A 24,416-nucleotide genomic window follows, 5' to 3' on the forward strand; every position below is an offset into this window, starting at 1 on the left:
CTATCGCTTACGCCAGCCGATAACATGACGTCCTTTCACCGTTGATCCACAGCGAACGCTGCTCACCCGGCGGCAACATAATCGCTATCTCACGCCACGCCGGCAGATAATCGCCGCGCTTTTCAATGGTCAGATCCAGCCGTGACGCGCTACTGGTTAAAGACCAGTTCAACCATAACGCATTGCCTTTCTGCCAACCGTGGGTTTCGCCGTCGTCATCGAACACCTCACCCTGGGTAGTGGCATCGCCCGGCACAGGCCAAATCTGCAGCTCACGCACGTTATCACGTTGCGCATCGGTGGTGGTTTCGCACTGTCCCAGAGGGATAGCGGCCCCGGCTCGGACCAGCAACGGCAACCGATCCAGCGGCGCATCCAGCGTCACGGTTTGTCCGCCCGCCAGCCAGTTGCCGGTGTGCCAGTCATACCAGCCGTGGGTATTTTCCGGCAGATAAACCTGGCGCTGGCGTGCGCCCTGCTCCACCACGCTGGCCACCAGCAGATCGCGCCCCAGCATAAAATCATCGCACTCGTCGTACGTACGGGGATCGTCCTCATGATCGAGGAAGGTCGGCCGCAGCATGGGTTCATCCTGCTCGCTGGCCTGCCAGGCAAGCGTATACAGATAAGGCATCAGACGATAACGCAGGCGGATCGCCTCGCGGATCATCGGTGTGGCTTCCGGATACATCCATGGCTCGTTCACCGTATGATCGTCATTCCAGGAGTGAATGGTAAACCGTGGATGCATCACGCCATTCTGCACCCAGCGTACAAACAGCTCCGGATCGGGTTTATCCCCGGCAAAGCCGCCCACATCGTGCCCCACGTTAAACAGGCCTGACAGGCTCATCCCTAATCCCATGCGGATGTTGTAGCGCAGGGTTTGCCAGTTTGTCCGGTTGTCCCCGCTCCAGGTCTGCACATAGCGCTGCATCCCTGCACAGCCAGAACGCGAGATCAGATACGGCCGCTTCTCTGGGGCAAAGCGCTGCTGAGCTTCCATCGAGGCCCGCATCATCAGTAGCGGCATCACCGGACGAATATGCTTGATGGCGATGGGCTGACCAAAGCCATAGCAGCGCGCTTCGCCGTCCCAGACTTCATATTCGTTATTGTCGTTCCAGGTAGAATCGATGCCTTTTTTCAGCAACTGCTCAGTGACGTTTTGCTGCCACCACGCCACGGTTTGTGGATGGGTAAAATCCAGATGCGAGCCTTCGTCATCCCAGAACACCGAGCGTTCAGGTCGATCATGTTCCGAATCGCGGATAAACAGTCCCTGGTCCGCCACTTCTTTGTAACGTGGATGATCCTGCAGCAGACAAGGCTTGATATTGGCTGCCAGCTTCATCCCGGCCTGATGGAAAGAAGCGCTCATCCCCTCCGGGTTCGGCACCTTGTCGTAGTTCCAGTTAAACACGTAGCGCTTATTGTTAATGGAGGTGTAACCCGACGACAGCTGAAACGAATCGCAGGGAATTTCATGCTCGCGGCACAGCTGGATAAAGGACAGGAGTTGCTGCTGCGCATCAGGCGCATCCGTGTAGTGCATAGTGGAACCGCTATAGCCCAGGCTCCACTTCGGCTGAAACAGGGTACGACCGGTAAGGCGAACAAAGGCCTTGGTGACATCCAGCAGCGTCGGACCCAGCATCATGTAGTAATCCAGATCGCCCGCCTCCGCACGGTAGCGACGATAAGGCAAATGGTAATTATCTAACTCATTGCCCAGATCCAGCCAGCTGCTGCTGAGGTTATCGTAAAACAGGCCAAAGCTGACGCCGTCACGCTGGGTCAGCGTGAAGGGAATATGCTTGTAGAGCGGATCGGTACTGGCCGCGTTATAGCCCATGGCGTCCAGGTTACGCATCTCATAACGACGGTTAACCCGGTTGAGGTCGCCACTTTTTTCACCCAGGCCGTAAACCCGATCCTGCGGCTGGCGGCGCTGATAATGTTCCACACCATCGCCATGCATGTTCAGCAGGTAAGCCCCGGTATGGCGATCGACCGCCAGCGGTTGCCAGCCAGTGCCGTCAAAATGTTCCCAGCTGAGGCACAACGGATAATGCACGGTGACGCGCAGCCGGTCAGTGGCCAGACGGATTTGCTGCGCCTCCTGCTCAACGGTAAAGGCGGGCAGCGTAAAGCCTTCTAACGACTCGCGATCGCGTCCCTCCCATGGCACATCCTCCTGGGGAGCAATGCTCCAGGTGCGGTTGAGCGCCAGCTCTCCATCGCGTTTCAGCAGCACGCGCATCAGGCCATTTTCTAATACGTAAATACGTAAAAAGTGACGTTGCTCGACTTTCAGTTCGACGAAATTCGCCGCCTGGTGATGAAGCGTCCATGTCTTAAGCGTTTTCATCAGGTTACCCTCAATTTTTAGCAGTACGTTGGCGGCGTTCGGCGATAAACATCACCAGGAAAACCGCGCCAATCAGGTCAAAAAAGCCCATGGCAATAAACAGGGGATTAAAGCCAATGGTGTCGGCCGTGACGCCGATAATCAGCGAGAAAATAAAGCTGGCGATCCAGGCACAGGAGCCGCGCATCCCGTTAACCGTTGCCATCTGGCGGCGATCAAAACGCTCGACCACCAGCGCACTCAACATGCAGGAGATCACCTGGTGACCGAACCCGCCGATGGAGATCAGGGCGATGGCCAGATAGGGATCTTTAACCAGCGTCATTAGTGCCAGAGAGATCATCAGGGCAGCCCCGGTCACAGAACTGGCAACGATAGAGTTGACGCGGGAGCAGCCAAACCAACGCACATAGAGTTTGGTCAGATAACCGCTGGCGATGCTGCCCAGATCCGCAGCCAGGAAGGGCAGCCAGGCAAACATCACGATCTGTTTCAGATCCATGCCGCGTTCATTGGCCAGGTAGAGCGGCACCCAGAAGCTCAGTACCGCCCAGGCGGGTTCAGCCAGAAAGGCCGGAATGGCAATACCGTAAAATTTCTTCTCTTTACCAATCTCTTTCATGGCGGTGAAAAACGGCAGCTTTTCGCCGATGACTTCTTTGTCCTGGGTGATAAACGCCCGTTCTTCCTCCGACAGACGCGGATGGCTTTCAGGCGAGTGATAACCCCACCACCAGAGCGCGACCCAGATCAGGCCCAGCCCGCCGGTCAGCAGAAATGCGCCCTGCCAGCCAAACGAGATATGCGCGACATAAATAATGGGCGGCGCCAGCATCGCGCCAATGGAGAAACCCACGCCAGCCCAGCCTGCTGCTACCGGTCGTTCCTTTTTCGGAAACCATTCCCCAATGGCTTTGGCATTCGCAGGCGTGGCTGCGGCCTCGGATGCCCCCATCACAAAGCGCAGCAGCGCCAGATGCAGCCAGCTTCCGGCTCCGGCGTGCAGCAGACAGGTAATGGACCAGATAACGGCGCAGATTAAAAAGCCCATCTTCAGGCCGATAATATCGATTAACCAACCGCAAAGAGGCTGAAACAGCGTATAGGCCAGCTGAAAGGCGGCTACCACCCAGGAATATTGCTCCGTAGTCATATTCAGGGTGTTTTTCAGTTCGGGGGCCAAAATGCCCAGGGAGTTACGGGTGATGTAGTTCACCGTCACGCCCAGCAGGAACATCCCCAGCATCCACCAGCGCAGATTTTTAATAACCCGTACCGTGCGCGACGCGCTGGTGCGGGTGGTCGAGTCGAGACTCATGATGAAACTCCTGTAGCCAGTAATAACCGCGTTGCCGCGAAGCAAACCTTTTTGTCTGATCCGACCTTAAAAAAGCGCAAAACGTGGGTACAGCCCATTTTTTGCAACTCTTTTCATGACACTATCTGGAAATAACAAAAAACCCCTCTCAGACCAGTAGGGACACGATTCAGCACGTTATGAAAATTTTTTCATTTGCAGATTTGAGGGCGATCACAGAATGAAACAAAGCTTAAAAGTGAGCGAGATTGCCGCCCTGAGCGGCGTGTCAGTCAGCACGGTTTCTCGCGTCCTGGCCGGGAAAGCCAATATCCGTACCGCCACGCGCGATAAAGTCCTGCGCATTGCCCAACAGCAAGGCGTACTAGACAACCTTCATCATGGGCGGCTGCTGCTTAATGATCTGATGGTGTTTGCACCGCCGCGCGCGTTTGATATCCGCACGGATATCTTTTATTACAAGGTGATCCAGGGCATCAGCGAGGCCGTCAAACCGCACGATGTCCGGCTGCGCTACTGCCCGCTGGAAGAGGTGGAAAGCGATGCCGCCCTGTTTATCGACAAGATGCAGCAGACGGAGGCGGCGCTGTTAATCGGTATCGACGACGAGCACATCCATCAGTTGGCAGCCGAAATGAATAAGCCCTGCGTGCTGATCAATGCCCGCGATCGCCGAATGCGGCTGCCCTCGGTATCGCCCGATCATCAGCTCATTGGCGAGTTTTCGGCGCGCTATTTGTTTGAACAGGGTCACCGGCAAATTCTGTCGCTGCACTGCCTGCGACGTTACACCATGGAACAGCGGCTGCAGGGAGTGCGCGATGCCTGGCATGCCATGAATCTGCGCTTCGACAGCCGTCAGCACCTGATTACGCTCAACAGCTTTAGCAGCAGCGAAGCCAGCGCCTGTCTGGGTGAATATCTGCGTCATTGTCCTCAGGCACAGCGGCCCACGGCGATTCTGGCAAGTGGGGATTATATTGCGGCGGGAACCGTGCAGGCGTTACAACAGGCCGGCCTGCGGGTGCCGCAGGATGTGTCCGTCATGAGCATGGATGGTTTTAATCTGGCGACCGTCCAGGAGATTCCGTTAACCTCGGTGCAGGTGCCACGGGATGAGCTGGGAGAAGCCGCGGTCAAAGTCCTTCAGGCCCTGCGTTTAGACCCGGACCTGCCACCCGGCAATCTGCTGCTGAACGGCAAGCTGGTGGTACGCGACTCTGTCCGCCGCATCCGGGATAATCCGGGCCATGCCTCGGTGCAGCAACACGGGCTTTACAGCTGAGGAGGCATCGCGCGCTCAGGCAAAGCTTTCCCAGCGGGATGACAGCGTGAAATGACGCTGCCAGTTCAGCGTCGCGGGCGTTCGGGCGATTAACTGCTGACACAACGCCGGATCGACAAAAGCGGGGATCACCTGTTCCGCCCCGCTGTGTTGGATCAGCGCCAGTTGATCGTCCAGCGGTGGGTGAACATTCCAGGGTAGCCACTGCGCCAACCCGTTTTGCAGCATCTCGAAGGCCCGCGTGCCGCGCGCCACATGGCTACTAAAAATCAGACTGAATTCGGGTCGCTGGCTCAGCGTGGCAGCCAGGCCACTGTCTGCCACCGCATCGGCTGCGACAATAATGCTGTCAGGCCGCCATTGCGTTGGCGTCGGCTCGCGCAGTAGCGGCAGTAACGCCAGCGCGGTAGCGGCAGGTAATGTATTTTGCGCCAGCAGCTGTGACACTTCCTCACGCACCTGCGGGCAAAGCACGACAGATAAACCCTGGCTACGCAGCCGTAATGCCATCTCCGGGCCTCTGCCATGCAACGGCGCCGTGACCACCGCGCCTTTTCGGGCTGCCTGCACCAGGGCATCAACCTGCTGATTCAGACGCTGATTGCGGTCGCCGTAGGATGCATCGGTAATCAGCCAGCGCGCCCGTGGCGGCCGGTCAAAAGGCAGCAGCAGCGACTCACAGCTCCAGTCTCCCATATAGGTAATCCCGCCCGCGACCGGCAGATGAAACCAGACGGAGCCGGGCGAGTGGCCGCTCCGGCCGGTAAACAGGTTAAGCGGCCCCATCGCGCACTGCCCGTGCAACGGCAGAGAATGCCGCCAGCGGGCGGGCACCGGGCAAGCGGCCAACTGCTGCCAGGTCAGCTCCGTGGCATAAACCGGCGGCGATCCCAGCTGTTGCCAGCTGTCGAGCGCACCGGCATGGTCGCCGTGGGAGTGGGTAAGACAAATCGCATCAACCTGGCCTGTCTTAGTCAGATCCGGCTTTACGCCCGGTTCAGGCCCTGCGCCCAGGTCCCACAACAGGCGATATCCTTGGATCTCAAGCAGGAAAGCGGCGGGCAATTTACCGCCCACGCCGCTCACCACCGTCAGGCTTGCCATGGCAATACTCCCTGCGGCAGGCGGCGCGTCAGACGCGTTGCCAGCAGCATCAAGGTCAGAACAACCAGAATCATCAGGCATCCCACGGCGGCAGCCAGCGGGGCGGAACCGCCTTCATCGAGAAAGATGATGGTAGGCCCCAGGGTTTGTGTGTCAGACGTCACCAGCAGCACCGATACCTGAATTTCATTTAGCGCGGTCAGAAACACCAACAGGCTTCCCGCCAGCGCCGACGGTGCCGCCAGCGGCAGTAAAATATCGCGCATGCGACGCATAAAGCCGGCCCCGCACAGGCGGGCGGCTTCATCCAGCGACGGCTCAATTTGTGCGAAGCCTGCCAGCGTGGGCCGCAAGACTAAAGCCAGAAAGTTGGACAGATAGGCAGCAAGAATGATCCAGACCGTGCCGTAAATCGACACCTCCAGCAGCGGAAGCGGCGGCAGAAAGAACAGTATGGCCGCCACGCCTGTCACAATGCCGGGCAGTGCGTACGTCAGTTCACTGGCAAACCACAGGCCGCGAACCAGCCGGGTGCGCTGCCAGCTCAGGAAAAAAGCCAGAAACAGCGCCATGGCGGTCAGGATCAGCGTCGCCAGGGAGGTCAGCCACAGGCTGGTCGCGAAAGCATGACGGATTGCAGGATAGCCCCACAGCGCCTGGTAAATGTTCTCCAGCGTCAGGGTTTGCCACGTTAAGGCCTGACCAAAACCCCGCGTCAGCGCCGTGGTCAGCAGCGCGCTGACGGGCATGATGAGCGTGGCGGCCATCCACAGCCAGGCCATGACTTCCATGGGCAAGCGAGCGCCTTTTAGCGGTTGATGGAACGGGCGCGGCGAGCCACTGACCCGGACATCCTGCCGACCGCCCAGCCAGGCGCTTAGCATCATGCCGGTCAGCGTGATCAGCGCAATCAGCAAGGAATAGACGGCGGTATCCGGCAACGCGCTGGGGCCGATGGCGTTGAGCTGTTGATAGACCAGGGTAATTAAGGTCGGTAAACGCGCCGGAATGCCCAGCATCGCCTGAATACCAAAATTACCGACGGCCGCCACAAATGCCAGCGCCGCCCCGGCGAAAATGGCGGGGCGCGCCAGCGGCAGAATGATGGTGCGCAGAATTTGCCCGTGCGATGCACCGCTGATCTGCGCCGCCTCCACCAGTTCGGCGGGTAAACGCCGAAGGCCGGCTCGCACCGTCAGAAACACCAGCGGCGCATTGTGCAAACCCAGCAGCAGCACGATTCCGCCCCACGAACAGAGCGGCTGCTCACCCGGCGCAAACCAGGGTAAATCCAGCCGCTGAAACAGCGATGCCAGCAGGCTACCCGGTGCCAGTGCCTGGAGCCAGGCGAGCGCCGTCACCTGCGGCGGAATCATTAACGGTAAGATAAACGCAAAGACCCAGGCCGCTTTGGCGCGCATATCGCTCAGCGCGACCAGCCAGGCGGCGAATGTGCCGAGCAGCAGCGACAGCAGCGTGGCGCTCAGCCCGACGCTTAACGTATTTAGCGTGGCGCTGAGCACCCGACGGCTGACCAGCAACTGCGTCAGCCGGGCCAGATCCGGCACGCCCTGCGGCGCCACCGCTGTCCAGATCAGCCGCCCAAAGGGCGCGACAGAGAGCAGTCCGATCGTCAGCATCAGCACCCCCAGCACCCACGGCTCGGCGCGGAAACGCCAGCGCGCGGGCTGCAAACGGCGGGGCCGACAGTCGTTACTCAGCACGCTCATGTTCAGCCACTAAACAGCGCGGTAAACTGCTCCCGCACCTGCGCATCGTCCGCGACCGCCTTCTCAACGTCCGGCGTCAGGAGTTTGATCTGGTCGACAGGGACAAATCCTTCAGGCGCGGCAACGCGGTCATCGACCGGCCGGTTACCCTGCTGCACCACCAGTTTCTGCCCCTGTTCGGAGAGTAAAAAGTCCACAAAGGCTTTGGCGGCAGGCAGGTTATGTACCGATTTCATAATGGCAACCGGTTCGGTGACGTAAGAAACCCCTTCTTCGGGATAAACCAGGTCGATGGGCGAACCCTGTTTTTTGGCCCGGATGATGTCAGCATCGGTAATCACGCCATATTTATCCATCCCGCTGGCCACGGCTTTTAAAGCCGGTCCGTTGCCGCCCTGCGGCGCAATACCCAGCGCCGCCAGCTGCTTATAGAAGTTCCAGCCGATGTCCGGCGTCGTAATATCGGTGTGCAGTTTATACAGGGCCGCCCCGGAGTAAAGCGGGCTGGGTACGGCTATTTGCCCTTTGTTATCAGCATTGAGCAACGCTTTCCAGCTGTTGACCGGTTTGGCACGTTGTGTGTTATAGGCAATCACGGTGGCGATGATTTTGGTACCAAAAAAGGTTTTATCACGGTCATAAAACGCAGGCTTCAGGTGATCTACAGGCGCATCCTGATACGCATACAGCTGCTTCTCTTTCTTCAGCGCGCCGAGGTTGATGGCATCCGCCACCAGCAGCACGTCAGGCTTGACCTTGCCGCTCATCATTTCCGTGTGCAGGACATTCATTAACTGCGTGGTGCCGTTGCGCGTCCATTCCACCTGAATCGCGGGATAAGCGGCTTTGAACGCATCCATGGTTTGCTGCGCAATTTCCGGTGCCTGCGAGGTGTACACCACCAGCTTGCCGCTGGGCTTGTCAGCCGCCTGCGCCAGCGTTGAACCTGTCAGCACAGCCGTGAACAGTAGCGAGGTAAGAATGACCTTTTTCATATTGTCTGAAGTCCTTTATGCGGGAAGAATCCAGCCGTCATTAACAGCAATACTTACGGTGTCGTTCACCGCAAGCGCAGAAACATCATCAAGGGCCAGGGTGAAAGAGACATCCGGCTGCGCCAGCGGGCACAGGTGAATATCGTAATGACCGCCACGGTAGATAATGCGTTCAACCTGCGCGTTAAACTGACCGCGATTAACAGGCATCAGGCGGAAACTGGCACGATGAAAGCTGGCTTTGCCGTGGGGTAACGTTGCCTGCTGCGCTGAACAGCGCAGCAGCAGTCGTGCGCCGAACAGCATGACCGATGCCTGCCCCTGTCCCACCGGTTCAATATCCTGTACCGGCAGAACCCGTCCCTCATCAATGAAGGTGGCGACCCTCTCGTTGGCGGGCTCGCGCCACAGCGTTTGGGGCGAAGCAAACTGCATGACCTGCCCCGCATTCAGCACCACAACGCGATCGGCCAGCGCCATCGCTTCGCGCTGATCGTGAGTGATGTAGACCAGCGTTGCCCCGCTGTGACGATGAAAGCGGCGAAACTCCTCTTCCATCGCGCTACGCAAATGCACGTCAAGGTTAGCCAGAGGTTCATCAAGCAGGACCAGCCTGGGCTTTGCCACCAGGCAGCGGGCCAGCGCCACGCGCTGACGTTGGCCGCCGGACAGATCGGCCGGGCGACGATCGGCAAAGGGCAGCAGATCGACCAGCGTCAGGGCTTGCCGGATACGATCTGCCCGCTCTGTACGGTTCACGCCGTTGACTTTCAGGCTGTAGCCCACGTTTTCGGCTACCGTCATGTGCGGCCAGAGCGCGTAATTTTGAAATACCACGCCAAGATCGCGACTTTCGGGGGGAAGATGAAAACCCTGAGTGGCAAACAAGGTGTCGCCTACCCAGATCTCACCGCGATCCAGAGTTTCGAATCCGGCGATCAAGCGGAGTAAGGTTGTCTTGCCGCAGCCGGAGGGACCCAGCACGGCGATAAATTCACCCTGCTGGATCTCCAGCGATACCGCGTTAAGGACCGGCTGCGCCGCGAAGGCTTTATGCAGCCCGGAGAGTGAAATTGCGGCCATGATTACGTCGCCTGTGCCATAAACGTTCTATGCAAAACGTTACGACACATTGATGACAACACCGTGACAGCAGGCTACTTCGGCAGATGGACCGCCACGTAGCGCTCATAGCGCGACGGCTTAATTTTGGTGAGATCCGCCAGAACCAGCCCGTCAATACAGTTGTTGAAGTCGGGGTCGCTGCCAAAATCAATAAACTGCACGCCGCCGGGTTCGTACACTTCGCAATACTGTTTGTAGAGCGTCGGGATTGCCACGCCGAGGTTGCTGAGCAACTGCTTCAGGCGCTGGAGATCCTCTTTGTAATCATTGCCGCTGAACTGGGCCAGCACGTCAGGCAGCGAGGCCGGATAAGGACAGCGCGACGTGGCCAGGGGGAAGTCCGTCGGAAAATAGATGCGGTAGAACGCCACCAGCAAATCACGTGCCGCCAGCGGCATGGTGCCAGAGATAGAGACCGGTCCGAACAGATAGCGCACCTCAGGGTATCTGGCGACGTAGGCTCCGATGCCCAGCCAGAGATAATCCAGCCCGCGTTTGCCCCAGTAAGCAGGCTGGATAAAGCTACGTCCCAGCTCAATGCCCTGACGCAGGATAGGGATCATGCGTTCGTCGTAATGAAACAGGCTGTGGCTGTAGAGTCCTTCCATGCCGCGGCGTTCCAATTGTTCGCCACCGGGAATAAACCGGTAGGCACCGACGATTTCCAGCTCTGCATCGTCCCACAGGATCAGGTGATAGTAGTCATCATCGTAGCTGTCTAAATCACGTCGGCGGCCGCTGCCCTCGCCCACGGCACGAAAGGCAATCTCCCGCAGTCGGCCCAGCTCACGCAGTATCGGCACCGAAGTGGCCCCGTTACGTCGCCACAGATAGATCTGTTTGCCATCCGGGGTATTCCCCAACAGTTCGCTTTGCAGCAGCGCTTTTTTCAGGTCGGCACGATCTTCCGCCAGCGCAATGGCGGATTCAGTCTGAAAAAGGCCCTTTTTTCCCTGCCCCAGACGATAGACATGTTTACGCACGCGCTTTGCCAGCTCTTTGCCTGGCGTATGGCCGTCGTGCCAGTGCGCAAACGGAATCTGTGCACCGATACGCAGTTTGATGCGCATTCCGCGCTGTTTAAACATTTCCCGCACCAGCATTAACATTGCCACAGGCGGTGCGACTTTGGCGGTAGCATAGAACAGCCAGCTGTTTCGGCCCTCAACGTGCACCGGCACCAGCGGTGCCCGCGCTTTCGCCGCAAGACGCAGGAAGCTGTGATGCCATTCACGGTCACGCACGCCCGCACTGCTAAGACGGGACACTTCACCCGCCGGGAAGATAATCAGCACGCCCTGATTGCTAAGATGCTGCTGCATGCTCTGCAACTGCTGGCGGCTGGTACGATTCCCTATATTGTCGACGGGCAACATCAGGCTGTTGAGCGGTTCCAGCAGCATAATCAACCGGTTCGCCACAATTTTCACGTCGGGACGCACCTGTGATATCGCATGCAGTAACGCCATGCCGTCAATGGTTCCCAGTGGATGGTTGGCCACGATGACCACCGGCCCACGTGGGGGGATCTGCTCCAGATCGCGTTCGCTAAGCTCGCAACGTACATCGAGGTGCTCCAGCACCTGCTCGACCATATCCAGGCCTTTCAGGTGAGGATAGCGCGCGGCAAATCGCTGGAATTCATCTTCACGTAAGATCCACTTCAGAATCCGTTTCTGCCAGTTGGCGGGATGCTGGTTGGGCCAGAAACGCTCAATAACCTGATCGACTGAAAACATAGTTAACCTTTCGTGCCTGTCCCGGAGATACAGCGAAAGTAAGTCGCATTGTTTGCACTTTTATGAATAACGAGTGGTCGAGAGACAAATATGTTGGCGCAGTCAGCGACACATGGGTGCCGCATCAGGTTTTTAGCCATAAAAAACAGAGGGATAAGGCAGGATATTTCACCGGGGTGATACGGTGTCGGGACATGAAAAATCTTAATACTGCTGGCGATAACGGCATTCGTACCCGTTCGCCACCGCTTGACAAGAAAAGGCGGAACCGGTTTCCGCTGCCGGTTTGTCGGCAGCGGCACTGTCATTAATCCTGAGCAGCCGGTCCCGTGTCGCGTTACTGGTTGTGCATCATGGTCGCAACCGGGAGCCAGATCTCGGTCATCGCGCCCGCTTTACCGGTGAACGGGTCCCGTTTCGGCAGCGCTACTGTTTTTACTTTTTCCTGCGACAGCTTCAAATGGGCAATTTCATCGCGCAGGATTTCAGGCTTCAGGCCTTCCGGATAGGCACCCACCGCCAGGAAATCTTCGCTGGCAGACACCTGTCGATGTCCGACACCGGCCGGGATCAGCACGGCATCGCCTGCCCGCAGAGTAATCATACGACCACTGTCGCCACCAAACAGCACTTCCGCCCAGCCTTCAGCCACGCCGAGGAGCTCATGCGTGTTGGGATGGTAATGCATGTAAGGGAACAGCTGATCGCGCCAGTCAGGTGGCCAGCCATTTTTTTCAAACGTCTGCTCGAACCAGGCGGCGATATACTCTTCATCCTCTGGCACCACGCGCGGCCAGATAATGAGCGGTAACGGATTATTCGGCACGCCGCCAGACGGACTGGCGAACATCAAATGCTGAGGGTTATCTGATGCCCCGGCTGAAAATGTTCCTGCTGCGAAAGACATCAGCAACATCAGACTGGAAGTTTGGGCAGTCATACAATGTCTCCTTTTTTCTTTAGTGTGACAAAGGTCGCAGGGTTTGTAATGTGCGCTATGCATCACAATTTACACAACCACCCTAACTCGCTAACCAAAGTCAAATTAGTTGTTAACAATTTCACCCTAAGTAAGTAAGTCTCTTTTACGTGGTAGGATTAATCTGTAAAAGAGACAACGCCCGTGGTTGCACGCTGAACCGGCAGTCGCTGCGCATCCGTCAAAGTGAAGATTAAGGCTAATAACCCCAGAAAATGACGGGCCGATGACAAGGCATCAATCTGTTTCGCGGCGACAAAAAAACCCGCCAGGGCTGGCGGGTCGATGCGCGGTGATGGCCTGTGGCTGACGCCATTTTCAGGCTCGCCTGACTCAGTAAACAATGCCGGGTGGATTGACGGTGGAATGGGCGACCGCTTCATCCTCTTCGCCCCAACGCTGGAGAACCTGCTGATACTGCCCGCCGGCAATGGTGCCATCCAGCGCGGTTTGCAGCGCCGCTGCCAAGCCGTTGCCCTTTTTGGTGGTCACCGCCACCCAGGCGCGGAACGGTCCCTCGCCGACTATTTTCGTTTGCCCGCGCGACGCCACTTTCCATGCCGCCGTAGAATGCGGGCCAAACAGCGCATCGGCCCGCCCGGAGAGCAGAGAGAGCGTCGCCGAGGCATCATCCGTCAGGTAGATGGGTTGGACAGGCGGCAACCCTTTGGCCCGGTTCTGCGCGTCCCAACTGAGTAAAATGCGCTCCTGATTGGTGCCTGATGCCACGATGATGCGCTTGCCCGCCACGTCTGCCGGTGAGTTGATCGTGCTGACAGGACTGTCCGCTTTGACGACAAAGGCGTGGTTATCGGCGCGATAGGTCGCAAAATCAAACTTCTTTTTCCGCTCTTCGGTGACCGCAATGTTAAACATGGCCACGTCGTAGCGTCCGGCGCGAATCCCCAGCGGCCAGTCCTCCCAGGACGCGGGCACCAGCTTAAGTTTCAGCCCCAGACTGTCCGCCAGCAGGCGGGCAATGTCAGGATCGCTGCCAATGCGGGTCAGGTTATCCGACGCCAGCAGCGCCAGCGGGGGCGAATTGGTGGCAGAGGTCGCCACGGTTAAGGTGCCCGGCTCAACAAAATGAAAATCCGCCGGGATTTTTTTTACCGCGTCGGGATTCACCGGCGCATGAATCGGCTGTTCATTGTTGGCGGCATCCCGTTTTTCCCCGGCAAACACCGCGCCGCTCACCAGCATCGCCAACAGCGTCAGATACGCATATTTCATCTCGGCCCCTTATAATACGCGAGCCAGAAAGCGGCGCGTTCTCTCATGACGTGGATGGTTTAACACTTGCGTACTGCTGCCCTGCTCCACAATTTTACCGTCCACCATGAACACCACGTTGTCAGCCACCTCCCGGGCAAAGCCCACTTCATGCGTGACGATCACCAGCGTCGTACCTGACCGGGCGAGCTTTTTAATCACGTCCAGCACCTCCCCCACCAGTTCGGGGTCCAGCGCTGACGTCGGCTCATCGAACAGCATGACACGCGGTTGCAGCATCAAGGCCCGGGCAATCGCTATGCGCTGCTGCTGACCGCCAGACAGATGACGAGGCCAGGCATCGGCTTTATGGCGCAGGCCCACAATATCCAGGAGCTCGCCCGCCCGGGTTATCGCCTCGCGCTTTGAGAGCTGTCGATGGGCGATGGGCGCTTCGATTAAATTTTCCAGCACCGTGAGATGGGGAAACAGGTTGAAGTTCTGAAAGACATAGCCAACGTTAATGCGCTGACGCAGAATCGCCCGCTCCTTCAGTTCATACAACCGGTCACCCCGGCGCTGATAGCCAATGTACTCCCCGTCAATCTGGATAAATCCTTCGTCTACCCGCTCCAGATGGTTAATGGTCCGCAGCAGGGTCGATTTTCCTGACCCGGAGGGGCCAAGAATTACCGTGACGGAACCCGGCTCCAGCGCCAGTGAGACATCGTCCAGCGCCTTGAGCTTGCCGAAACGTTTGCTGACGCCGGTCATGCTAATGGCCCCCTGCGCAGGGGACAAACGGTAATCAATGGCTTCGGACATGGCTGATCTCCTCAACAGAATTAAGCGGTGCGACGCGCGTGCGCCATTGTCGCCAGCGCGACGGTTGCGGTTCACGGCTGACGCTGCGAGCCAGCCAGCGTTCAACGCTGTGCTGAATCACTGACAGAACGGTGGTGATAATCAGATACCAGGCTGCGCCGACCATCAGTAAGGGGATCACTTCCTGATTGCGGTTGTAAATCATCTGAATGGTGTAAAACAGCTCCGGCATCGCCAGCACATAGACCATCGCCGTGCCCTTCGCGAGACTGATAATTTCGTTAAAGGCGGTCGGAATAATGGCGCGTAAGGCCTGGGGCAAAATGATGCGAAAAGTACGCCGCGAGGCCGACAGCCCCAGGGCAGAGGCCGCCTCCACCTGACCGTGATCGACGCCCAAAAAGCCGCCGCGAATGATCTCGGCACTGTACGCCGCCTGAACCAGCGTCAGACCAATCACCGCTGCGGGAAACTGCCCCAGCACGTTAATCGTCTGAAAGTGGCCCCATGACAGGTGGGTAAATGGCACCCCAACGGACAACGTGTCGTAGAGATAGGAGAAGTTGTAGAGAATGATCAGCACGACAATCAACGGCAGCGATCGAAACAGCCAGATGTATCCCCATGCCAGACTGCTTAACAGCCAGGAAGAGGAGAGCCGCGCCAGCGCCAGCAAACCGCCTAACAGCAGGCTGAACACCGTGCCCAGCAGGGTCAACAGCAGTGTCTGCCCCAGGCCATGCAAGATCACCGGGTCGAAGAACCAGCGGGCAAACACGCCCCATTCCCAGCGGGGATTAAACGCCACCGACTGTACAACGCCTGCCAGAATAAACAGCGCCACCACGGCACCCAGCGTTCGGGCTGGATAGCGGGCGGGCACCACCTGTAACTGTTGATGATGACTCATGAGCGATCCTTAGCTTGCCTGCGCAACGCTGTGCACATCGATAATTTTGATAAAACGCAGGCGACCATCGTGTGGCGGCTGGCCAAAACGTTCCAGATCGCCATTCAGGTCGAACTGCGGCTGATAACCGTGACCGATATACAGGCGCACGGCCTCGGGCTGGCGAAAGCCGGTGGTCAAAAACAGACGCTGATAACCCGCCCGTTTTGCTCGCCGCTCCAGCTCTTTCAGCACCACCAGCGCTAATCCCTGGCGGCGCAAGTCGCCACGCGTCCAGATCCGTTTTAGTTCGGCGGTTTGTGCGTCATAAGGTTTGTACGCGCCCATGGCAATAATCTCGTCGTCACGCTCCAGCACAATAAATAAGCCTTGCGGGGGCAGATACCATTCGGCCAGCTCCTGTTCCTGGTGGCGGCTAAAATAATCGCCATAGCGGGCCGCATACTCACCGAACAAACCCGTCAGGATCGGCACCAGTTCAGGCGCATCCGGTGACAGCTCGCGAAATTGCAGTTCACTCATTGTGCGCTCCTCAGTCACCCAGACCCGGTGGATTAATCTCGGAATGATCGATGCGTTCAACGCCTTCTCCCCAGCGATCCAGCACCTTCTGGTAGTCACCATTTTGCATGACGCCATTCAGAGCCGTGCTGATGGGTTCCGCTAATCCGCTGCCTTTTTTGACCGTGACGGCGATGTGCGCGGCGTTAGGCCAGCCGCCATCCACACTGCCGACCAGGCGGGTTTTACCGTTCAGTGACGCCTTCCAGGCCCCAATCACGTTTGGACCAAAATAGGCATCCGCACGTCCCGCCTGCAGCGCCAGCGTTTGGGCGGCGTCATCTTTGGTATAAATCGGCGTAAACGGCTTACGGCCTTTGGCCTGATTTTCTTTATCCCAGGCCAGTAAAATGGCCTCCTGGTTGGTCCCGGAACCGACAATGATGCGCAGCCCGGCGATATCTTCGGCTTTGGTCAGCGACTGGATGGGGCTGCTGGTTTTCACGTAAAACCCCAGAGAATCTTTTCGGTAGGTGGCGAAATCGAACTTCTCTTTGCGCGCCTTCGTCACGGTGATGTTGGTGATGGCGGCATCATATTTCCCCGATGCCACACCAAGCGGCCAGTCTTCCCAGGAGGCCGGCACGACGTTAAGTTTCAGCCCCAGGCTGTCCGCCACCAGCCGGGCAATATCGACTTCGCTGCCCAACAACGTTTTATTGTCATCAGAGAAAACGGTCAGCGGCGGCGAGTTCAGGGCCGCCACCGCCACGGTAAACGCGCCCGGTACGGCGAAGCGATAGTGGGCAGGCAGTTGCGCCACGGCTTGCGCATTTTTAACGGTGTGGATGGGGGTTTTATTGGCCTCAAGACTGACGCGCTGACCATTCACGGCAACACGGGTTCCTTCCGCAAGGCTGCTACCGCTGGCGGTCAGCATCAGCAAGGCGATAAGCATATTTTTCTGCATAGCAAAGGCTCTTATTGTGATGTGAATTGATTAACCGGCTGCGACAGGGCAAAGCTGTCACGCAGCGTGGAGCCCGGATAGTGACGGCGCGCTAAACCGCGCGCCTGTAGCACAGGCACCACCTGGTCAACAAAACGCTCAAAGGTGTCTGGCGTACCGCCATTGATAATGAAACCGTCTGCGGCCTCGCTCTCAAACCACAGTTGCAGACCGTCGGCGACCTGCTCGGGCGTGCCATGAAACAGCGGACGCGGCGTTGCCGCTTCCAGTGCCGCCTGGCGCAGTGAATGACCCTGCTCACGCGCTTTGTGTTTAATCTCGTCGGTGGTACTGCGGAAACTGTTCTGACCGATGTCGCCAATATCGGGGAAAGGCGCATCGAGCGGGTACTGTGAAAAGTCGTGATGGTCGAAGAAGCGGCCAAGATAGTTGAGCGCATCGTGAATGGAAACCAGCGCGGCGGTGGTTTGATATTGCTGCTCCACGTCCTCAGCATCGTTGCCAACGATGACGCTCACGCCCTGGAAAATATGCAGATCCTGCGGCTGACGGCCATTTTTCACCTGTAGCGCTTTGACGTCACGATAAAATGCCTGGGCTTCCTCGCGCGTCGGCTGATGCGTAAAGATGGCATCGGCATGACGGGCTGCCAGCTTTTTACCGTCGTCAGAGGCGCCCGCCTGAAAAATGATCGGTCGGCCCTGTGGCGTGCGTGAAATATTGAGCGGTCCCTGCACCTGGAAGAAGTCGCCGTGATGGTTAAGGGTGTGCAGCTTAGCGGGGTCAAAAAACTGGCCGCTGTCTTTATTGCGGACAAACGCGTCCTGTTCCCAGGAATCCCATAATCCTTTCACCACCTCAAGGTACTCATCCGCAATGCGATAACGCAGTGCATGTTCAGGATGCTGCTGCCGTGAGAAATTCTTTGCCGATCCTTCCAGCGGTGAGGTCACTACGTTCCAGCCGGCACGTCCTCCGCTCAGGTGATCCAGACTGGCAAACTGTCGTGCCACGGTGAAGGGTTCGCTGTAGGAGGTCGAGACCGTGCCCACCAGCCCTAAATGTTCGGTGACACCGGCCAGCGCCGACAGCAGCGTTAAGGGTTCAAACCGGTTCAGAAAGTGGGGGATCGATTTTTCATTAATATATAAGCCGTCGGCGACAAACAGAAAATCCAGTTTGCCCTCCTCGGCTTTCCGCGCGATTTTTTTCGCGTAGTCAAAGCTGATGCTGGCGTCCGCCTGGGCGGCCGGGTGGCGCCAGGCCGACATATTTCCGGACGCGCCATGCAAAATGGTACCCAGTCGAAGCTGTCTTGTGGTCATGATGTGCTCTCTTTTATGCGTCAGGATGCCAGGCGGTTGTCCGGGACAGCCGCTCAGGCAAGTCAGAAAGTTGAACTTAATTCAGGGCGGGTTCACGACATCGGTCGTGAAGATGGTGCAACGCCTGCCGGGCGAGCTGTGCAAAGTAGTGGGCGGCGGGCGCTATCGAGGATTCGTCGGGCGTAAAACCGGCATGATGCAGGCCAAAGTCGCTGGCGCTGCCAATGCTGACAAACGCGCCCGGTACCTGCTGCAGGTAGAAGGCAAAATCCTCGCCCCCCAGATGTAAATCAGCAGTCTGTACCCGATAGCCCACCTGGCGAGCCACCTCACTGCTGAACTGCGCCCAGCGCGCGTCATTGATCAGCACGGGCGGTCCGGCGTGCCAGCTCAGGCTGGCCTGCGCACCATTGGCCTGCGCGATGTTCTCCACCAGCGTGCGTACGCGTTTTTCCAGTTCGGCGCGCAGGTGCAGATCGTGAGTACGGGCGGTGCCGCCAAACTCCACCGTTCCCGGCAGCACATTCCAGGTTTTGCCGCCGTCAATGCGGGTGATACTGAGCACCAGGCTGTCGAGCGTGTTAAAGCTGCGACTGGTCAGCGTCTGAAGAGCCTGAATAATCTGGCTGGCGACCACGATGGCATCCACGCCCTGCTCTGGATGCGCCGCGTGCGCGCCCTTACCTGTCACGTGGATAACAAACTTGTCGGCGTTGGCATAAAACGCCCCGTCACGCGTGGCAAAGGTCCCGCTCGGCAGGCCGGGTTCGTTATGCATGCCAAAAATAGCCTGTACCTGATCCAGTACGCCGGCCTGGATAAACTGTCTGGCACCGCGTGCAATCTCTTCGGCGGGCTGAAATAAGATGCGTACCCGACCGCGCAGTTGCTGCTGCTGTGCCTGCAGTTCAAGGGCCGCGCCCAGCATCACGGCACTGTGCAGATCGTGACCACAGGCGTGCATCACGCCTGGCTGGCGAGAGTGGAAACTGACGCCGCTGGCCTCATGGATCGGCAGCGCATCAATATCGGCACGCAACGCAATCAGGTTTTCACCGTTGCCGATTTCCGCGACCACGCCGGTTTCAAGCGGGTAGTCGAGCAAGCGGATACCGGCGTTCTGGAGCCACTGGCGCAACCGTGCGGTGGTGGCAAACTCCTGGCCAGAGAGTTCGGGCCAGGTATGCAGCTCGCGTCGCCACGCAATTAACTGTGCTTCGTTCAGACTCATGGTGTACCTCGGCTAACACATCATGCTCAGGCGGCGACCCACTGATGGGTTGCCAGTAACTCCAGCGATCGGTAACGCGCGCGGGCATCGGCAATCGGCGTGTCGATAACAAACTCATCAATGCCGAAGTTATGCTGTAGCGCGTCGAGCTGGGCATGAACCTGGGACGCGGTGCCTTTCAGCAGGGATGGCGTGCGCGGCTCAATCAAATAATCGGTAAAGCCACCCTGACGAACATAGCGTTCCGCCTGTTCCAGGCTGGCGACGTTGACGCCCGGGCCACCTTTCACCTGCACGTGGAAATGTTTGAGATCGGCAACCAGCAAATCGGCCTGCGCTGGCGAATCAGCGACCACGACCTGCACTGCTAACAGCGCCCGTTTACCCTGTGTCTGTCGTGAATAGGCCTGCAGGGATCGCTCAAGACGCTGGCGATCGCCATTGATGTGCGCGGCAAATACAAACTGCCAGCCCAACTGCGCCGCCAGCTGGGCGCTCTGCTCGCTCCCCCCCAACAGAAACCGCTGCGCCGGACGCGCGGGCAAGGGCGTAGCCCGTAGCCTTTCGTCGTCGTCGTGCCGTTCCACCTCAGGTTGCAGCCAGCTGTCCAGTTGCTGAAGCTGCTCGGCAAAACTGCCCTTTTCATCCTGATGCACCCCAAGCTGTAGCGCCCGGGTTGAAAGCGGCAGGCCGCCAGGCGCTTTACCGATGCCCAGATCGATCCGCCCCGGTGCCAGCGACGCCAGCAAATTAAAATTTTCCGCCACTTTATAGGGGCTGTAGTGCTGCAACATCACCCCGCCAGAGCCAATACGAATATGCTGGGTTTGCGCCACAAGCCAGGCGATTAAAACTTCAGGTGACGGGCTCGCCAGCTGTTCAATATTGTGATGTTCCGCCAGCCAAAAACGGTGATAGCCCCATTTCTCAGCCTGTTTCGCCAGCTGCAACGTGCGCTGAAGCGCCGCCGCCGGTGTTTCACCTTCTGCCACGGGCGATTTATCTAACAGACTTAATTGATATGCCATTCACCTGTCCTCACTCATTTCCGTTAAGGCTCAGTGTGGCGATGCGGGTATATTTCGTAAAACAATAAATATGACAATATGAAGTTAAAAAGTGGCAATAGAATTAAATGAATAAACGCATTCCGCGATGACATTATTTATTACCTTCCTGCCAAACCCGCCAGAATCGATATTAATTCCGCGTTTAACCATGCTGTATTTGCTAATTTTCGCTAAGCTTTGATTAATTCCTTACTTTATCGACTCACGGTATTGCCCGATGATGATCCATCGGGTCAAACAGGTGAGAGAGAGGGATAAAGTATGTTAAAAGTCAGTAGCTTATTACAAATACTGTTCACGCATAACAGCGAGACGACTTGCCAGCATAGCCCCGTTAAAAAGCCCCGTGCAGGTGCTTGCTCTGCGTCTGACAGAGAATTATCCACCCGCGATTATTCAGGCAGAGAGAATGAAAATCATCATTATGATGCGTACTCGACGTCGGTGTCAGTGTTATCAACCCAGGATCATGCCCTGACGCAATTGCCCGATTACCCCTGGCAACCCAATAACCTGTAACGGCTAAGCAGGAATAGCCGAGATTGCGTTGGACTGTTTGAACAAGGAGACTCATGACTTCATTTTTACTGGAACGACTGGTGCAGTGGCGTCGTGAACTGCACCAACATCCTGAACGCTCAAATCAGGAGTTTGCCACCACGGAACGTATTACGCGCTGGTTGCAGCAGGGCGATATTCGTTTGCTGCCCTTGCCATTGACGACCGGCGTGGTCGCGGAAATCGGCCAGGGCGACCCCCTTATTGCCCTGCGCGCCGATATTGATGCACTGCCTGTCGACGAGGCCGTGCATTCTGCCTGGATGTCCCAACAACCCGGCGTGATGCACGCCTGCGGACACGATATTCATACGTCGGTAATGCTCGGCGTTGCCCATCAGCTTAAGCAGCGTGAAGCCATGCTTCCGGGCCGGGTACGTATTCTTTTTCAGCCCGCAGAAGAGACGTTTGAAGGTGCCCGACAGCTGCTTGCCGCAGGTGCGCTGGACGGCGTGCAGGCCATATTTGGTATGCACAACGCGCCGGATCTGCCACTGGGTACGCTACGAACCCGGCCTGGCGCGTTTTACGCCAATGTCGACCGCTTTATTATTCGGGTGCACGGCAAGGGCGCACATGCCGCCCGGCCTCAGGAAGGTATTGATGCCATTGTGATTGCCAGCCACATGGTGACGGCATTACAGACGTTACCTGCGCGGGTGTTTAGCGCCCTGGAAACGGTCGTGCTGAGCGTCACCCGTTTCACGGCGGGTAATACCTGGAACGTGCTTCCGCAGGAAGTGGAACTGGAAGGCACGGTCCGCACCCACCATGCTGCGCTGCGTCAGCAAATCCCTGAACGTATGACGGCGCTGATTCAGGGAATCGCATCGGGCTTTGGCGCTCGCGCCGGGCTGGAATGGATAGCGGGGCCGCCTGCCCTGATAAACACGCCAGAATGGGCAGAAATGGCCCTGGATCAGGCCGTCCAAAGCGGTTATCGCGCTGAACAGGCCGTTACGCCGCTAATGGGCGGTGAAGATTTTGCCTTTTATCTGCAACAGGTGCCGGGGGCCTTTGTGAATATTGGCAGTGCCAGCGAATATGGCCTGCATCATCCGGCGTTTAATCCCGATGAAGCCATGCTGGGGCCCGCTGTCGACTATTTTACACAGTTGGTACCGCGCGCCCTGGCGCGGGTGGCGGCGCAGTCGGTCAGCAAACGCGAAACTGTTATATAAAAAATGGCCTAATCTGTGTCTGAACGCCTTGATTGTTATCTGTTCTAATAGCTATCAGTTGAAAGTGAGGGGAACGATGGACGCCATTAAACAGATCTTGATCGACGAAATTAATACGCTCAACCGTGAAGAACGCCGGGATAACCTGCCGCGCTTCAGCTTCTCTTTTTTGAAAAAACATCCCGGACTGTGGGCAGTGATGTACCTGTGCTACGGCCTGTGCGTGGCACTGATTTTTTCCACTGAGATGTTGGGCTGGCCAGCCTTCTGGTTCGCGACCGCCTTTGTACTGGTGATGAGCTTTCTGATGTTGCTGGATATCAATCCCAAATACCGTTTTGAAGATATCGATGCGCTGGATCTGCGGGTTTGCTACAACGGCGAATGGTATTACGTGCAGCCGCTGCCTGAACAGGCGGTATCGCGCATTATGTCTTTGCCGGATACGCCAGAGCGCGTCAAAACAGGGATTGACCGTTTGCTGAAGCAGAAAGGGGAAGTGGACTTTTACGATGTTTATTACCTGACCTGGGGGCACCGCCAGGCTGCGCAGGTTTAACCGCGCGCCATGTCGGCCATGATCTCACCCAGGGTGACGACCGCCGCCTCGGCTCGCGAATCCCAGGGCCAGGCGGTGTTAAGCCGAAAACAGTGGCTGAACTGTTCACCGGCGGCAAACAACTGCCCCGGTGCAATACTGATACCTTTTGCCAGCGCGCGCTGGTAAAGCTGGGTGGTATTAATACTGTCCGGTAGCGTCACCCATAAAAAGTAGCCCCCGGCGGCGTCGCTCACCGTGGACGGTGCGGGCAGCACCTTCATCAGTGCCTGACGCGCCAGTTGCTGGCGCTTTGCCAGACTTTGCCGAAGCCGTTTCAGATGATTATCGTAGCGGCGGGTCGCCAGAAAATCCGCCAGTGCCAACTGCATCGGTGCACTGGTCGAAAGCGTACTCATCAACTGCAGGCGTTGAATACGTTGAGCATGCTGGCCCGCAGCGACCCATCCCACGCGAAATCCCGCCACCAGCGATTTTGAAAAAGAACCGCAGTGCAGCACATTGCCATGACTGTCCCAGGCTTTTGCCGGCAGGGGCGGCGCGCCCTCACCCGACAGCTCAGCGTACACATCATCTTCGATCAGCGGCACCCGATGACGGGCAAGCAATTCCACCAGCTGCTGTTTACGCTCGGGGGTCAGCGTTGCACCTGAGGGATTTTGCAGGGTCGTCATTAACCAACAGGCTTTAACAGGCCAGCGCTGAAGCGCGTCCTCAAGCTGCTGCAAATCAATGCCGTTCTGCGTGTCGACGGGAATAGCCAGCGCCTTGAGCTTAAGCCGTTCAATCGCCTGCAGTGCGCCATAGAAACTGGGCTGTTCAATCACCACGTAGTCGCCGGGTTCGGTAAGGGATTGCAGACTGAGATTCAGCGCTTCCAGCGCCCCGCTGGTAATCACAATTTCATCGGGAGATAACGTGATGCCCTGACGGGCGTAACGCTGCGCCAGCAGCTGGCGCAGCGTGGCGTTGCCGGGGGGCAGATTATGCAATGCATCGGTCGGCGTCAGCTGGTGTGAGACGTTCGCCAGCGAACGCATCAGCTGACGCTGGGGAAACAAAGCCGGGTCGGGGAATGCCGAACCAAACGGCACAATGGCCGGATCGCGCGTGGCCTGCAAAACGTCGAACACAAAGTCATTAATATCCACCCGCTCGCTGATAGCCACGCTGAGCGGTGCGGCTGCCAGCGCCCGTGGCGCGACGTAATAACCGGACTGCGGGCGCGACACAATCCATCCCTGACTTTCCAGCAATTCATAAGCATGCAGCACGGTCATCAGGCTCAGCCCCTGCCGGGCGACCTGCTGGCGCAGCGAAGGCAAACGGGTGCCCGGTGGCCAGATACCGGCTTCGATTTGCTGCTGAATGTCATCCATTAACTGCTGATATTTCGCCACGGCATGTCGCTCCTGATGCTGAGGCGTC

21 protein-coding genes are annotated in these 24,416 nt (G+C 57.7%); 3 read left to right on the forward strand and 18 right to left on the reverse strand.

The window, feature by feature from the left end:
* Window positions 1-7 precede the first annotated feature (7 nt).
* Together NR177_RS15485 and NR177_RS15490 are read right to left on the reverse strand one after the other, a co-directional pair.
* Entirely contained in the window at window positions 8-2,371 is a 2,364-nt protein-coding gene (locus tag NR177_RS15485; protein WP_172897908.1) for a TIM-barrel domain-containing protein, read from the reverse strand.
* Window positions 2,372-2,381: 10 nt separating this feature from the next.
* Window positions 2,382-3,689: an MFS transporter gene (locus tag NR177_RS15490; protein WP_256853194.1), complete on the reverse strand. Its 1,308-nt coding sequence runs from the start codon at window positions 3,687-3,689 to the stop codon at window positions 2,382-2,384.
* A 220-nt stretch (window positions 3,690-3,909) separates the two neighbouring features.
* On the opposite strand from NR177_RS15490, the gene NR177_RS15495 reads away from it, so the two are divergent.
* Window positions 3,910-4,974 carry a LacI family DNA-binding transcriptional regulator gene (locus tag NR177_RS15495; RefSeq protein ID WP_063880904.1) on the forward strand — a complete coding sequence of 355 codons (1,065 nt, stop codon included), beginning with the start codon at window positions 3,910-3,912 and terminating at the stop codon, window positions 4,972-4,974.
* A 15-nt stretch (window positions 4,975-4,989) separates the two neighbouring features.
* On the opposite strand, the gene NR177_RS15500 is transcribed toward NR177_RS15495, so the two are convergent.
* From NR177_RS15500 to NR177_RS15570, 15 genes are all read right to left on the reverse strand, one after another.
* Complete coding sequence (locus tag NR177_RS15500) at window positions 4,990-6,078, reverse strand: MBL fold metallo-hydrolase (RefSeq protein ID WP_256853195.1); 1,089 nt, start codon at window positions 6,076-6,078, stop codon at window positions 4,990-4,992.
* Window positions 6,066-7,808 carry an iron ABC transporter permease gene (locus tag NR177_RS15505; protein ID WP_256853196.1) on the reverse strand — a complete coding sequence of 581 codons (1,743 nt, stop codon included), beginning with the start codon at window positions 7,806-7,808 and terminating at the stop codon, window positions 6,066-6,068. The genes NR177_RS15500 and NR177_RS15505 overlap by 13 nt, the downstream gene beginning before the upstream one ends.
* 2 nt (window positions 7,809-7,810) lie before the next feature.
* Window positions 7,811-8,803 carry an ABC transporter substrate-binding protein gene (locus tag NR177_RS15510; protein ID WP_256853197.1) on the reverse strand — a complete coding sequence of 331 codons (993 nt, stop codon included), beginning with the start codon at window positions 8,801-8,803 and terminating at the stop codon, window positions 7,811-7,813.
* A gap of 15 nt (window positions 8,804-8,818) precedes the next feature.
* The gene (locus tag NR177_RS15515; protein ID WP_256853198.1) at window positions 8,819-9,886 is read right to left on the reverse strand and encodes an ABC transporter ATP-binding protein; all 1,068 of its coding nucleotides are present in this window, start codon (window positions 9,884-9,886) and stop codon (window positions 8,819-8,821) included.
* A 74-nt stretch (window positions 9,887-9,960) separates the two neighbouring features.
* Window positions 9,961-11,667 (reverse strand): lysophospholipid acyltransferase family protein, encoded by a 1,707-nt coding sequence (locus tag NR177_RS15520; RefSeq protein WP_063880909.1) that lies wholly within the window; start codon window positions 11,665-11,667, stop codon window positions 9,961-9,963.
* 337 nt (window positions 11,668-12,004) lie between these two features.
* Window positions 12,005-12,607, reverse strand: a complete 603-nt coding sequence (locus tag NR177_RS15525) for a cupin domain-containing protein (RefSeq protein WP_063880910.1) — start codon at window positions 12,605-12,607, stop codon at window positions 12,005-12,007.
* 158 nt (window positions 12,608-12,765) lie between these two features.
* Window positions 12,766-13,029, reverse strand: coding sequence for a hypothetical protein (locus NR177_RS15530; RefSeq protein WP_256853199.1), 264 nt, complete (start codon window positions 13,027-13,029; stop codon window positions 12,766-12,768).
* Complete coding sequence (locus NR177_RS15535) at window positions 12,980-13,879, reverse strand: ABC transporter substrate-binding protein (protein WP_096011854.1); 900 nt, start codon at window positions 13,877-13,879, stop codon at window positions 12,980-12,982. The genes NR177_RS15530 and NR177_RS15535 overlap by 50 nt, the downstream gene beginning before the upstream one ends.
* Before the next feature lie 9 nt (window positions 13,880-13,888).
* Window positions 13,889-14,683, reverse strand: a complete 795-nt coding sequence (locus NR177_RS15540; protein ID WP_063880913.1) for an amino acid ABC transporter ATP-binding protein — start codon at window positions 14,681-14,683, stop codon at window positions 13,889-13,891.
* Entirely contained in the window at window positions 14,667-15,593 is a 927-nt protein-coding gene (locus NR177_RS15545; protein WP_218995741.1) for an amino acid ABC transporter permease, read from the reverse strand. The genes NR177_RS15540 and NR177_RS15545 overlap by 17 nt, the downstream gene beginning before the upstream one ends.
* A 9-nt stretch (window positions 15,594-15,602) precedes the next feature.
* Window positions 15,603-16,115, reverse strand: a complete 513-nt coding sequence (locus tag NR177_RS15550) for a GNAT family N-acetyltransferase (RefSeq protein ID WP_256853200.1) — start codon at window positions 16,113-16,115, stop codon at window positions 15,603-15,605.
* Window positions 16,116-16,125: 10 nt separating this feature from the next.
* A complete protein-coding gene (locus tag NR177_RS15555; RefSeq protein WP_063880916.1) occupies window positions 16,126-17,064 on the reverse strand; it encodes an ABC transporter substrate-binding protein in 939 nt (312 codons plus the stop codon).
* An 11-nt stretch (window positions 17,065-17,075) separates the two neighbouring features.
* A complete protein-coding gene (locus tag NR177_RS15560; protein ID WP_256853201.1) occupies window positions 17,076-18,389 on the reverse strand; it encodes an LLM class flavin-dependent oxidoreductase in 1,314 nt (437 codons plus the stop codon).
* Between the two features lie 76 nt (window positions 18,390-18,465).
* A complete protein-coding gene (locus NR177_RS15565; RefSeq protein WP_063880918.1) occupies window positions 18,466-19,620 on the reverse strand; it encodes an amidohydrolase in 1,155 nt (384 codons plus the stop codon).
* Window positions 19,621-19,646: 26 nt separating this feature from the next.
* On the reverse strand, window positions 19,647-20,648 hold the full coding sequence (locus NR177_RS15570; protein ID WP_256853202.1) for an LLM class flavin-dependent oxidoreductase: 1,002 nt from the start codon (window positions 20,646-20,648) through the stop codon (window positions 19,647-19,649).
* Window positions 20,649-21,262: 614 nt separating this feature from the next.
* Between NR177_RS15570 and NR177_RS15575 the strand changes: the two genes are divergently transcribed.
* On the forward strand, window positions 21,263-22,429 hold the full coding sequence (locus NR177_RS15575) for an amidohydrolase (protein ID WP_256853203.1): 1,167 nt from the start codon (window positions 21,263-21,265) through the stop codon (window positions 22,427-22,429).
* 76 nt (window positions 22,430-22,505) lie between these two features.
* A complete protein-coding gene (locus tag NR177_RS15580) occupies window positions 22,506-22,988 on the forward strand; it encodes a YlaC family protein (protein WP_256853204.1) in 483 nt (160 codons plus the stop codon).
* Here NR177_RS15580 and NR177_RS15585 read toward each other — a convergent pair.
* Entirely contained in the window at window positions 22,985-24,388 is a 1,404-nt protein-coding gene (locus NR177_RS15585; protein ID WP_063881257.1) for a PLP-dependent aminotransferase family protein, read from the reverse strand. The two genes, NR177_RS15580 and NR177_RS15585, sit on opposite strands and share 4 nt — an antisense overlap.
* Between the last annotated feature and the right edge of the window lie 28 nt (window positions 24,389-24,416).

Source organism: Pantoea sp. Fr+CA_20, assembly GCF_024520835.1.
Classification (GTDB): Bacteria; Pseudomonadota; Gammaproteobacteria; order Enterobacterales; family Enterobacteriaceae; genus Pantoea; species Pantoea allii.